The sequence below is a fragment of the Streptomyces sp. NPDC020845 genome (genome assembly GCF_044334165.1).
In the GTDB taxonomy this organism is placed as follows: domain Bacteria; phylum Actinomycetota; class Actinomycetes; order Streptomycetales; family Streptomycetaceae; genus Streptomyces.
Window position 1 is genome coordinate 251,390 of record NZ_JBIRSJ010000004.1, and the last position, 14,708, is coordinate 266,097.

General features: G+C 72.2%; 1 protein-coding gene (cut by a window edge). It reads left to right on the forward strand.

Annotated features, from left to right (window positions below):
- A protein-coding gene (locus tag ACH4U7_RS11155) for a lonely Cys domain-containing protein (RefSeq protein ID WP_398527682.1) crosses the window boundary here: on the forward strand, window positions 1–14,708 show its 5' end (the start). The gene runs 24,889 nt beyond the window's last position; the window shows 14,708 of its 39,597 coding nt (coding positions 1–14,708); its start codon is at window positions 1–3; its stop codon lies off the right edge, out of view.

Here is a 14,708-nt window from a genome sequence, read left to right on the forward strand (position 1 = left end):
ATGCAGGAGATCAACTTCAGCCCCAAGGAACGGTACTGGGTCCTGGTCCTCATCGGTGAAAAGCCGATCGGCGCCAGGGAGAACCTGGCGTGGGACAGCCAGGACCAGTATCCCGATCTCGCCGACAAGCTGACTGCGGCCCTGGACAACCTCCGGGACTCCTTGGGGGATGTCGCCCGCGCGTTTCCGAAGCAGGTCGGGGACGCGATCAACAAGGCCATGGGGCCACTGCTCGACTCCAGCGGATCGGACGGCATCGGGGACCTGCTCAACCGGCTCCGGATGGACCTGCCCAATGAGCGGGGCAACCAGTCGATCAAGATCCAGCAGGCGAAGTGGGAGATCATCGCCGAGATCACGATGATGCTCATCGAGCTGGCCGCGCTTTCGGCGATGTCCTTCTTCACCGGCGGTCTTTCGCTGTCCACGGCCGCACTGGTGAGGGCGCGGGCGGCGCTCGGCATCCTGATGGCGATGCAGCGCCTGCTCAACTTCTTCCCCATCGCGGGGGCCCTGCTGGAGGCGGTCCAGGAGATGATCCAGGCCCTCGCGGTCAACCTGGCGCAGCTCGCCATCAATCCCCCGGCACGCAGGCCGAAGGGCATCGACGGGAGCAACCTCCGGGACAGCTTCTTCGGCGGCTTCATGACCGGTCTCTTCATCGACGTCTTCCGGGGCGCGGCGAACTACTTCAAGAAGGGCATTTCGGACTTCTTTAAGAAGAATTTCGACAAGGACATCTTCGATAAGTTCGACGGAGACTTCGGGAACACGTTCAAGGACATCGACTTCAACTCACCGCATCTTGATCGCATCTTCAAGAACCCCGGCGGGTTCAATCCCTACACGATCAAGAACATGGCCTACGACTTCCCGGCGACGTTTGTCACCCACGGCCTGGGCGAGGGCTTCGGCGAGGTGGTCTCCCAGGGGATACTCCACGGCAACTGGGCGTTCAAGTGGGAGACGTTCGTCTTCTCCGGCACCAGCGGCATGGCGGACATGGGCGCGGGGTACGCGCTGGAGTCCGGCGCCGGCTGGCTGCACGGCAAGGCATTCCCCAACGGGAACATCTTCACCGACTTCATCAACAAGAGCTATGCGATAGCTGATCTCCGGGACGGGGCGGGGAGCGATTCCCCAGGCGATTCCGATTCCGATTCCGATTCCGATTCCGGCTCCGACGCGCCCCCGGACATCCCGAAGTCCGCCCTCCCCATCACGTCGTCCTCGGATATCCCCGACTACGGGGACAGCTACTCGATGTACGAGGGCATCAGCTCGTTGTACGAGGACAACGGCTCGCTGCCCGGCGACAACGGCTCGTTCACGCCCGGCGGCCGCGACTCCGACACCTACTCCGTGGACTCGTACGGCTCCTCCGACTCCTCCAACTCCTCGGACACCTCCGTCTTCGACGACGCCGCGTCCATCAACTCCGCCGGTTCCTTCGACTCCATCAACTCCATTGGTTCGGACCGCGCCACGGCCCCCGCCCCCTCGCCCTCCCCTCTCCCCTTCCCGGGGTACAACTCTTCGTCGTCGAATGTGCCCCACGCGAACTTCACGGCTGACAAGGGTTTCCAGGCCACCCCGCAGAACCCGCCGCTGAACCAGCCCGGCTCCGTCGGGAGAAACCTGTCGCCGACGGGCTCCCACTCCACAGGGCCCGGTCTCCCGACGCCCGGGTACGTCGAGGACTTCAAGGGGACCAAGGAGTTCCAGACGGGCCCCGATGGTCCGCCGAACACCTCGGGTTCCTCGGCCACCTCTGACTTCCCGGCCACCTCTGGCTTCCCGAACACCTCTGACTTCCCGGCCACCTCGGACCTCCCGGCCACCTCGGACTTCCCGAACACCTCGGACCTGCCGAACTCGTCGAGTCTGCCGGGCACCTCGGGTCTCCCGGACTCGTCGAGCGTCCCGGCGCCGCCGGCGACGCGTACCCCCACGGTCTCCAACCCGGACATGGCGTTCGACGGGACTCCCGGCGAGAACAGCGAGAGCACCCCCGCAGACCAGAACACCCCCGCAAACCGGAGCGCGGGCACGGCCCTGCCCCCCGTCACTCACAGCAGCGGGCAGACCCCGGCCACCACTCCGCACTCGCCCTCGTCCGGGCAGCACTCCGGCTCCGGCACCCCCCAGTCGGGCCAGGGACCCCGCACCGAGGGGGAGCAGCAACCGCGCCCGGACACCGAGACGTCCGGCGGTCCGTCGGCCGACTCCGCCATCGACGCGGACACCGACACGGCCGTCACCCCCGACGCCGACGCCGACGCCGACACCCGGCCCGACACGGACCCCGCCGATCGGGGCAAGGCACCGGCCACCCCGGCGCCCCCGGACCAGGAGGAGATCGTCCGCGCCCGGAAGGACTACGAGGACGCGCTGGACTCCTTCACCTCCGCCGCGACCGAGGTGGACACCATCGGCGAGCGGCTGGATACGGGGGTCGGCACCAGCGCCGACACCGCCGCGCACCAGGACGCCGGGCACCGGGCCGAGCAGGCGCGGGGGCGGATGCTCGACGCGGCGGCGCGGCTGCGGGGCCTCGGCATCGACACCCACGGCGACCCGTACACCCCGGGTCAGGAGGGCATCGAGGGCGACGAGCGGTCGCGGCAGGTGCCCGTCGTCCACCGCGACGACGCGCAGCGCCAGTGGATCGCCCAGCAGGTCATCCCGGACGACCTGCCGGAGAACCCGCCTCTGCTCGACCCGGACGACGAGGTGGACATCGCCGAGCTGAACGCCGCGGGCGTCACACCAGGACCCAGGCAGCAGACCGCCGCGGCCCTCGGCATGGACCGGTTCCCGGTGCACGACAGCGATCTGGCCCCGGTGGACCACGTCAAGGTCCAGATGGTGCGGTCCGGTCCCTGGCCTGCCCCGCTCGACGAAACCGCGGCCAACGCCACCCGGCGCATCTGGCAGTCGGCGTACGCGGACTTCGCGGGCGCGATACCGGACGTCGGACCGGAGCGGCTGGCCGCCGGCCGCGCCTGGGACAAGGCCGTCTCCCTGGTGCTGCCGCCGGCGTCGACCCCTCTCCTGGCGGACTCCCGCCACGCCGAGGCCACGTACCGCGACGCGGTACGGCAGATCGCCGACCACCTGCTGAGGCACGGGCTGGACGCGCCGTCGGGCCTCGCGCTCGCCGATACGCTCCGGAAGAACCTCGGCCAGACCCCCCTCGTCCGCGGTGGCGCCACGACGCCCACCGAGTCGCAGACGCCGGCCGGCTCGGCTGCCCCGCTCCCGCCGACGCCGACCGCCACCACGTCCACCGACCTCCTGACCGACCCGGCGCCCACCCCGGCCCGGCCCACCGCCACCTCGACGGCCGGACGGGGCGGGAACGCCGGGTCGGCCGCCGCACCCGGAGGCGCGAGCCCGCAGGCGCCGCGGACGACCGTCGAGTTCGTTGCGCCCCTCGCACCGGCGACGCCCGGCGAACCCGTGCGCACCGCGGCCGGGGTGTGGGCCGCGCCGCACGGCGACACCTTGGTCACCAACGCCGGGAAGAAAAAGAAGGCCGCGGGGTCGAAGGGCAAGCAGGCCGCGGCCCCGGCCGGGGAAGCCGCCTCCGCCTCCGCCTCCGCCTCCGCCTCCGCCTCCGCCACCGCCGGGATGGCTTCCCTCACGCTGTCGGAGCGGGAAGGCACGGAGCACACTTGGGGCCCTGCCGAGTCGGTGCTGCCGGTGTCGGCCCGGATCAATTTCGCGGAGGGCGCGGAGAAGCCCAGCAACAACCAACGGGCCCGGATCCGTGAGCTCCTCGGGCGCGCCATCGAGGTGGGGGAGCGGAACGCCCTCGCGGGTCTCCCGGGGCCGCGCCTGGTGGTGACCGGCTACGACGACAGCGGCCAGGCGTCCGGGTCCGGGGCCGCCGGGCGGCGGGCCGCGGCCGTCGCGGAGGCGTACCGCGCCGGGCTGGGGCGGCCGGGCGCGGCGGGCACGTTCACCGTCGCGGCGTCCGGCCGGAAGCCGGGGGAGGTTTCCGGGGAGGGCGACGCCCGGCAGGTGGTGGTCGAGTTCGAGCTGCCGTCCGGGACGGCCGCGGTGCGGCGGCTGGACGAACTGCGCCGTACGGACCCGGAGCTGGAGGACGGCCCGTTCGACCCGGTTCCGCTGGCGCGGAAGATCCTGCACCTGGACCCGGCCGCGCCCGTGGACGCGGCGGTGCGCGACGAGCTGTACGCGCTGGTGGACGAGGCGATGGCCGAGGGGCGGGACAAGAGCCTCGCGGCTCTCGGCGCGTTCCACCTCGTCCGGCGGGGCGATGTGCTGTCCCAGCGGACCCTGCTGTTCTCCCCCGACGACGGTTCGGTGGTGGGCCGCACCTTCAGGGACCGGCAGACACCGCCGCCCGCCACGCCCGGCCCCGACCAGTCCGGCAGCAACCGTCCGTACCTCGTGGACGCGGACGGCGGGCCGGACCACATCGTGGTGTCGTGGCCGGACGGTTCGACCCGTCGGGTGCCGGGCGACGAGGTCACCGAACTGCTCGCCATGGACGAGGAGCTGGCCAAGCGGGGCCCCCAGGCCGTGGTGACGCTGGTGGTGCCGCACGCGGGTGACGGCGGCCTGGAGATGCCCCGGGGCATCTCCGCCGGCATCGGCCGGGGGCTGCTGGTGCACAGCGGCACACCCCTGCTGATCTACAACCCGAACACCAATCGGTACAACGTCCCTTCGGCGGACCAGCGGGCGCAGGGGATACCGCGGGGCAGATGGATCTCCATCAGCCCCGACGACCTGGGTCCGAACGGCGCGTGGGCCAAGGCGGGGAACGGGTTCATCGTTCTGGCCGACGGTTCGAGGCTGATGGACCGGGACGTCAAGAGCGTCACCCTCACCACGCCGGGGACCAACCGGCCGGGTGGCCGGGCCGTCTTGACCGACGCCGATGTGGTCGAGCGAGAGGCGAACTTCGGCAACCTCCAGAACCTGCAGTTCGCCCACTACGACCCGGTCACCAAGCAGGCGCTCGGCCCTGCGGAGAAGACGCCGTGGTACGGGCGGAACGCCTATCACTTCATCCTGCACGGTCTCCCGGGCTTCTTCTTCGCGGTGGACGCGACGGCCGACGATGGGCACGGCGAGGGGAAGGCCGCCGCCGGTGACCAGGTCGGCGGCTACTTGAAGCGCCGCCCGAGTGTGCAAGCGCTCCCCAAGGGCACTCCGATCGTGGCCCATTCGTGCTGGGCCAACGCGGCCTACGACGGCAGCCTTCCCGTCGCCGTACACGATGGCGTCGAGACGCCTTTCGTGCCCAACCCGTTGACGACCATCTCCCAGGCGCAGAAGGCGGCCAACGAGCTCGGAGAAGACCACCCGCTGATCGTCCTCAACCGGGTGCACGGCTTCTCGGTGACACAGGGCTTCGTCGGCATCTTTGCCTCGGTCCGGGGCGAGCAGGGGGCGTGGTCGGAGCTGCGGGCGGAGCCCGAGCCGGAGGTGCTGGACCGGCTCGCGCGGGTGGCCTTCGGCATACCGGACTCCGCCCCGGTGCCGGAGGCCGACCGGGACAACACCCTGCTGCTGGTACGGGCCCTGCGCGAGGTATTCGGCCACGAGGTCGAGAACGGCAGGGACGACCCGTCGGGGGAGTACCAGAAGCTCCTGCGCGGGATCGGGGCGCTGGAGGTCATGCGCCGCGACGATCCGGGGCTGGCGGAGGCGGGTCCGTTCAGCCTGGACCTGCTGGACTTCGTGGTGCGGGCCCACCTCGAACAGCGGGGGACACCGAAGCCGAGGCCGGCCGCCTTCGCCGACTCCACCGAACTGCGCAGCGCCGTCCGGCAGGTATTGGACGACGCGCGTGGCCGTCTCCAGGGCGCGCCCGGCCCGGTCGCCCTGCGCGACTTCGTCCCGCTCACCGTCCTCGACCAGACCGCGGCCATGATGGGGCTGCTCCCCCCGCAGAGCCTCGGCGCCATGGGGCTGAAGGCCCTCCCCGCTCCGGGACAGCCCTCCCGGTCGCTGGTGTTCTGGGCGCTCGCCAAGGCGGGGCCGGCGCTCATGAACCACCCGGACCCGGATGCCCTGGCGGCCAGGATCCTGCACGTGGAGGGCGCGCCGTCCAACCCGGACGCGATGCGGCAGATGGCCCTGTGGCTGATGGCGGGGGCCGCGCTGATCGGCGTCGACGTGTACGACCCGGTCGCCCTGGCCGCGCACCACCTCAGGCGGAGCGGGCTGTTGTCCCCGGCCACGGCCATCACCTCGCCCGCCGGACAGACGACGGGCCTCAACCTGACGGGCAAGCCCCTGGGCGGCCCGCTGAACACGGACGTCTACCGGGTGTCGCCCGACGGTACGACCGGAAGCGGCGAGAGCCGCACCACCCAGGGCCCCAAGTTCGTGCTGATGGTCGACGGCGACCAGGACCACGCCGAGATCCCCTGGCGCGGCGGCACCACCCGAAAGGTGCCGTACGAGGAGGTCGTCGCGCTTGTCGAACAGGCCCTGCGTACCACCCCGCTCACCGTTCCCATCGCCCTGATCGGACCGAGCCAGGGTCCCGGGGGCACCAGGATGGCGGACGCCCTGGCCGCCCGGGAGGGGACCGCCAGGACGGTGCTGACGCCCGCCCACCCCGCCACGGTGGTGGCCGACAGCGCGGCGAAGCAGCACGTGATCGTGGTGACGGCGGACCCGGCGCAGTCGAGTGCCGCGGACGACTGGGGACGTACCGAGCCTCCGGCGCTGACCACGGGGCATGCCCCCATGTCGGTCATCACGCAGAGCCCGCCCCCCTCCACCGAGGCGACCGAACCCGCGGGGATTCCGTCGGACACCGATGCGTACCCCATCGGGCTGTCCCAGCCCGGGCCGCAGCGGCACCCGGTCCTCACGCCGAAGCCCTTGTCGCACATCGCGGAGGCGCCGACGGCCAAGGGCTTCACCGGCAAGCATCCGGCCGGGGCGGCGGTGCCCCCAGCGGCCGGTGGCGAGGCCGCCCTTCCGCGGCCGGACACCACGCAGCCCGTACTCGACGCCGACTCCGTACTCGACGCCGACTTCGTTTTCGACACGGACACCGACCGCGACACGGACACCGACCGCGACACAGACACCGACCGCGACACCGACACAGACACCGACACAGACACCGACACCGACTCCCTCTTCGCCTCGGCCTTCGGGCTCGACGAGGTGCCGTCGGCCGAGCCGGAGCCGCAGCCGAGACCGCAGGCCCCCATCCGGCCGGGGGCGCGGGCATCGTCCGGACAGGCGATGCCCGGAGTGGGTCAGGTCACCCTGCCGGTGCACACCGCGCCGGTGGGGAGCCCGGCCAACCAGTTCTGGTCCCACGCCCCCCGGCTGACGGAGGTGTCCTTCGAGCCGGCGGACACCGACCTGTCCGAGACCGCCCAGGAGTCACTGGAGGACCTGGCCGTCCGGGTGGCCCGGGACGGGCTGCGCAGCCGCAAGCACGATCTCCCGCTGCCCTTCGTGATCCTGACCGGGTACGGCGAGGGAACGGACGCGGAGGCGCAGGCCGAAGGAGAAGCCCGCGCCACCAACGCGTACGTGGAGTTCCTGGCGAGCCTGGACGTCGAGCTGAGCCGCCGGCAAAAAAGCCTTCCCGCCGATGAGCAGCTCACGGCCAATGACTTCACCATCGACTGGCGCGGTTTCGACGGGGACGTCGGGCAGTCCGCGGGCGGGAACGCGGAAGCGCTGCGCCGCCGGGTGACGGTCGAGGTCGTCTCGCCCATGACGCTGCTGAACGACCTGCGCAAGGCCGATCCCGACCTGCGGAACGCGCCGCCGGACATGGACGGTCTGATCCGCCGCGTCCTGCACCGCCCCGACGGCGCCCCCGTGGACCTTGGCGTACGCGAACGGTTCGGCGAGCTGGTCCACGACGCGTACCAGAACGGCTGGGCGGACAACCTGGGGGCGCTGGGCGCGTACCACGCCTTCGTGAAGGGATTGATCTCCAGGCATCGGGCCCGTCACTTCACGGTGAACGGCCAGCGCGTCGCGGGTATCAACTGGAGCCCGGCGGCAGAGGTTGTCGGACTGGCCGTCAGCGGGGTCGACATCCTGCGGGAACGTCCCGGTGGCGGGTTCGACAAGGTCGGCAGTGCCCCAGCCCCGTGGGGACCGGGCTGGTTCCCGTACACCGTGGTGGCCGAGGGCGGCCACGACCGCGTGACGGCGAGGTGGCCGGACGGTACGGCACGCGACCTGACCCCCGACGAGTTCGTCGAACTGGTCGCGGCCGACCTGGACGGAGCACCTCCGGGCATCCCGATCGTGCTGGTCATCCCCCAGGGCGGGGACCGGGGGCTGGACCTGCCGCGGAAGCTGGCGGACCGGACGGGCAAGACGGTGTGGGCGCACAGCGGACATCCCACGCTCCACGAGACCGGGCCGCAGACGTGCGGCATCGGCGTGATCCACCGGGACGGCCGCATCCAGGGCGACTGGATCCCCAGCCGGCCCGGCACGGCGCCCGACGCGAGGGCGGACGATCCGAGCTGGTGGCGCAAGGTGGTCAACAGGACCCTCGTGGGGCTCACGGGCCTGAGCTTCGGGCGCACCGCGCTCCGTCCGGAGGAGGTCGTCGAGAAGGACATGGAGTGGGACCAGCGTCATCTCGACGCGATGAAGCACTACGCCCACTTCAACACCGCCGTGCGGAGGTTCGTCAGCGGTCTGCTCCCGCTGCCGCGCCCGGGCAAGCCGGGTACCAGGCGGTACTACTTCGACGCGCACGGCGGGCCCGGCTACATCGTCCTCCCCCTGGAGGACGGCAGGGAGATCCGCGCCTGGAACCAAGAGGGTGCGCGGTACATCGCGCGCCGCAGGAGCGTGCAGGAGCTCGACAAGGACGACTGGATCGAGCTGGTGGTCTGCTACGCCGGTTCGCCCCAGGACCGTGGCGTGGACCGCGCCCGTTTCGACCTCGGCGACAGCTTCCCTGGCTCCTTCGTGCCCGACCCGCTCGCGGACGTCGCCATGGGGCAGCACGTCGCGAACGAGACGCGGAAGAAGGTCAATGCCAGCATCCTCACCGATGCCACGGTGGCCTACCCGGGTGGATACATCCGGGCCCTGGACACCGACGCCCAGGGGCGGCGGGGTTCGTACCAGCAGTACTTCCCCGAGCCCGACGCCGAGGAGCTGGACCGCCGGGCGCGGGAGATCGGGTACCACACGGGCCCGGGACCGGCCCCCGCGGTGGCCGGGGCGGCGACGCTGCGGCTGGTGCGGGCGCTGCGGCTGACCCTGGGCAAGGAGATCGACGACGACCTGCGGATCGACCAGGACCCGGAGTACGCGGAGCTGCTGCGCGGTGCCGCCGCGCTGGACCGGATGTGGCGCCTCGACCCGCGGTTCGCAGACGCGGGCCCGGTCACGCTGGACTTCTTCGAGCGGGTCGTCGCGGCGACGCTTCCCGCGGGCACACCCGCGCGCCAGGACGACTACCGGAACGTGCTCAAGCGGGCGGCCGCCGCCCCCGCCGGTACGACGGCGGCCACGTTCGTGGCGCTGCCCTCGTCGCTGGACGACGCGGCACACTGGCTCGACACCGCGGACGTCGTCGACGCGGCCGTCCGGGCCCTGCGCCTGGGCGGCCCCGGCGACGTGGGCAGGCGCGAGTTGTCCCGGATGTTCTGGGCGCGGGTCAAGATGGAGGAGGCGTGGGGCGGCTCCGACCTCGAAAGGATCACGGCCCACCTGTACGACCTCCCCCCGTCCGCCCAGGTGACCGACCGGCAGCGCGAGTTCACCCAGGACCTCGTCACGAGGGCGTTCGCCGGCGGGCTCGACGGAGCCGACGCGGACGTGATGGTCGCCTACCTCCTCGACAGGAACGGCGCGGTGTCGAAGACCACCGCCCTGTCCCCGCCCGGCGATCCGGACGAGGTGATCGGACGGGACTTCCTGGGGTCCCTGAACGGGACGGCCCCGGACCTGTCGAAGATCCAGACCCCGTCGGGGCCGGTGGACGCCCCGTGGGCCGGGAGGTACAAGACGGGTGAGGAGAAGCCCGTTCCGTACTCGGTGCACGCCACGGTCGACCCGAACGCCCCGGGCCGGGTGCTCGTCACCTTCAAGTCCGTCACCGGCCGCCCCCTCACCAGGAGCCTGTCGCCCCAGGAGTTCGCCGAGCTGCTGGCCCGTGACGAAGACCTGTGGGCGGAGGACCTGACGACTCCGGTCCTGCTGGACATCCAGGGACTCGTCGCCCACGCCCCCGGCCTGACCGGGGTCCTGGCCCAGCGCCTCGGCCGGCGGATCTGGGTGGTCGGGGAGCCGCGCCCCACGGACCCCGTCGACCCGCAGAACCCGGAGTTCGCCCCCTCCCCGGTGCGCCCCCCGGCTCCCCGCGCCGACACGGCGCGGGTACCGGTGAGCGATCACACCACGGGGGAGACGTCCGCGGCTCCCGTGCCGGACGCCGCGAGTCCGCGGCCGCGGACCTTGCGGTCGTCCGGCACGGCGGTGCCGGGGCCGCCCGGAGGGTCCTCGTTCTCGCTGCCCGTGCACACCGCGCCGGTGGCCGGTCCGGGTGCCACCGCCCCCCTCGCGCCGCCGAAGGCCGTGCGGCTGCCGTTCGCGGCGGGCTCCACGGAGCTGTCCGTTCAGGCCGGGTCCGCCATCGCGTCCGCGGCCGACGCCCTGGCCAGGTCCGCGTGGCACAACTGGCGCCGGGGCCGGCCGATCCCCGCGGTGACCATCAGCGGGTACGGCGAGGGGACGGGCCCGGACGCGGCTGATGAGGCGCTGGAGGAGGGCGAGCAGCGCACGGGCGCCGTGCACGACGAGTTCCTGGCCGCCCTGGACACCGCGCTCACCCGCCTCCAGACCGGCGTCCCCCAGGGCACCCGTCGTCTTCAGGCGGACGACTTCGACATCGTCGGGCGCTCCCGCGGTCAGGACCTCGAACCGTCCGTCACGCCCCCCGCCCCGGACGCGCGTCGGCAGGTGACGCTGGAATTCGTCGACCCGCTGACGGTGCTGAACGCCGCGTGGAGGGCCGACGCCGACCTCCGGCACGCCCCGCCGGACGTCGATGTGATGGCCCGTCGCCTCCTGCACCTGCCCGCGAGCGCCGCGGTGGACGATGCCGTACGCCAGGAGCTGTACGACCTGGTCGTCGACGCGAGCCGGGACGGCTGGGGGACCGGCCTGGGGGTCCTGGGCGCGTACCACATGGACCAGCAGGGTGTGCTCGACGGGGACCGGGACCGCTACCTCAAGGTGGGTGGCACACGGGTGCCGGGCGTCAACTGGGGCAAGGACAAGGTCCTCGACCTGGACGACACGGACACGATCGAGATCCTGCGGAGTGACGGCAACGGCGCCCTCCAGGTGATCGGCACGAAGGACGCTCCGTGGAAGGGCGGCCCGACGCCGTACGTCGTGGTGGCCTCGGGCCGGCACGACATGGTGCGGGTGACGTTGCCGGACGACACCACCCGGGACCTGACCGTCGACGAGTTCGTGGAACTGATCGCGAACGATCCGGAGCTGTCCGGGCTGCCCCTCGAGGCGCCGATCGTGCTGGCCGTTCCGCACGCCGGTGACCGGGGACTCGACCTGCCACGGCTGCTGGCCGACCGGACGGGCCGGATGGTGTGGTCGCACAGCGGTCTCGCCACGGCGGACGCCCCCCACATCGGGGTCCTCCACAAGGCCGACGCGATCCAGGGCGACTGGATCCCCAGCCCACCCGGAATGGCGCCGGACCGGCCAGGGAACGCCCCGGCCTGGTGGCGCAAGGTGATCACCCGGACCCTCATGAGCCGCATCACGGGGCAGCGGACGGGCCGTGAGGCGCTGCGCCCCGACGAGGTCGTCCGTGAGCGTCGGGAAAGGCTCCACGACGCACTCGACTCGATCAGGGCGGCCGCTCACTGGAATCCGGCCACCGGCCGCTACTCGAAGCCGCTTCGCCTGGTACGGCCGGGCAAGCCGGACGCCAAGCGGCAGCACTGGGTGATGCACGGTGGCCCGGGTTACCTGATGTTCCCGCTGGAGGACGGCACCGTCTACCGTGCTTACGGCGCCGAGGGGGCCCGGTACCTCGCGCACCACAAGAGCAGCCAGGCGCTCGGCGAGGACGACTGGAACGAGCTGCTGATCTGCTGGGCCGGTTCGCCCGCGGACCGCGCCGTGCCGTCCGGCTTCGGGGCCTTGGGCCGTTCCTTCCCCGGCCCCTTCGTCCCCGATCCGCTCGCGGACGTCCCCATGGGACAGCACGTCGCGAACGAGACCCGGCACAAGACGAACGCCCTCATCCGCCTGGACGGGGTGGGGCTGTACCAGAACATGCCCTTCCGGATCCTGGCCACCGATCGCCAGGGGCGGCGGCAGTGGTTCCAGCAGTTCTACCCCGAGCCCGAGGCCGCCGAGCTGGACCGCCGGGTGCGCGAGGCCGGGTACTACACCGGCCCCCAGCCCCCGGCCTGGGCGCGGGAGCACACGCTGCGCCTCGTGCGGGCGCTGAAGCTGACGCTGGGGAACGACGTCGACGACGGCGTCCAGGTGGGGCAGGACCCGGAGTACGCGGAGCTGCTGCGCGGTGCCGCCGCGCTGGACCGGATGCGGATGAAGGAGCCGCAGCTTCGCGGCACGGGTCCGTTCACGCTGGACCTCTTCCGGCGGATCGTCGAGGCGCGGCTTCCCGCGGGGCGGACACAGGCGCGTCAGGCCGACTACCGGGACGTACTGAAGGCGGCGGCCGCCGCCCCCGACGGTACGAAGCTGAGCGACTTCGTGACACTGCCGTCGTCGGTGGTCCGGGCGGCCGAGTGGAAAGCCACGGTGGACCTGTCCGAGGTGGCCGTCAAGGCCCTGCGTATGGACGGCTCGACCACGCCCTACGAGGCCGAGTGGTCCCGGATGTTCTGGGCGCGGGTCAAGACGTACGAGGCGCTGGACACGTCCGTGAACCTCGACGAGCTGACCGCCCAGCTGTACGACCTGCCCTCCGCCGGCCAGGTGGACGACGCGGGGCGCGACTTCACCCGGGAGCTGATGACCACGGCGTACGCGATCGGGCTCGACGGGTCCGATCCCGCCGTGCTGTACGCGTACCACCTCGACACCCTCGGCGCTGTGGCCGATCCGACGGCCCTGCACGCGCCCGGCACCCCGAACGAGGTGTCCGGACGCGACTACCGGCCCGGACCGAAGGACGCCTTCCCGGATCTGTCGAAGATCCGGACGCCGTCCGGGGTGCGGGCCGCGCCGTGGGCGGGGAAGGACACGAGGACGAACACGGCCAGGCCGGCGCCCTATGTGGTGCGGGCCACGGTGGACCCGAAGACCCCGGGCCGCCTGCTCGTGTCCTTCGGAACCGTCACCAGGAGTCTGACCCCCCGGCAGTTCACCGAGCTGCTGGACCGCGACCGCTCCCTGCTCGGCAGGGACCTGGCGGTTCCGCTCCTGCTGGACATCGCCGAGTTCGACCGCCACTTCCCCGGGCTGGCGCGGGACATGGCCCAGCAGTTCGGCCGGGAGATCTGGACCACCTCGGCCGTCCCGAGCCAGACGGTGCCCCAGGGCGCGCAGCGCCCGGTGCTGACCCTGAACCCGCCGGCCCAGGCCGGTGCGTCCTCGGCGGCCGTGCAATGGACCTCCACGAAGCCGGTCGACCCGCAGAACCCGACCAACACGTCCCGCCCCGTGCCGGCCCCGCCTCCCCTGGCGGCGTCGGAGGCGGTGCCGGCTCCGGCGGGGCGCGCGTTCACGGTGCGGTTCGATTCGGGGTCGACCATGGTGTCCGAGGACGATGTGGCGGACATCGAGGATCTGGCGCGTGAGGTGGCGTCTTCGGCGCTGGCGGACTGGCGGGCGGGGCGGCCGTTGCCGTCGGGTGTGGTCACCGGCTTCGGCGAGGGTCCGGCGGTGCGGGCGCGGGAGATGGGGCAGGAGCGGGCCGAGACGGTTCTCGCGTGGTTCGAGGACTCCTTGGACGAGGTGCTGGCCGGGCTTCAGCGGGGGGTGCCGGAGGCCGACCGGCTCACCGCGGCGCACTTCCGGTTCACCGCCCGCAGCCGTGGCGAGGGCGTGGCGTCCGGTGACGTGGACCCGGAGGTGCTGCGGCAGACGACGATCGAACTGACCGAGCCGACGGGGCCGTTCACGACCTCCGAGCCGGACACCGTGCCGGGCCTCTTCGATTCCGAGTTCGACGCCGAGTTCGACACCGACGCCGATTCCGACACCGATTCCGACACCGGGTTCGACGCCGACGCCGAGCCCGACGCCGATTCCGACGCCGAGTTCGACACCGACGCCGATTCCGACACCGATTCCGACACCGATTCCGACACCGGGTTCGACACCGAGTTCGACACCGACGCCGAGCCCGACACCGATTCCGACACCGAGCCCGACTCCGACACCGAGTCGTCCGTCGCCCCCGACGGCGTACCGGTCGCCAAGTCCCGGCCGCAGCCCGCTTCGGTGGTCCGGGCGGCGCCCGGGGCGCCGATGCCCGGGCTGCGGCCGGCGACCCCGCCGCCGGTGCACGTCGCCCCGGTCACACCCCCGGCCGCCGCGCCCGGCCCCGTGCCCCTCACGCGGGTGCACTTCGCTCCGGGGTCGGCCACGCTGTCCGAGGACGCCGGGACGGCGCTGAGGGACCTGGCCGACCAGGTGGCCCGGATCGGTCTCGACCACCACGGCCGGGGCGTCGCCAAGCCCGGCGCGATCATCCTCGGCTACGGCGA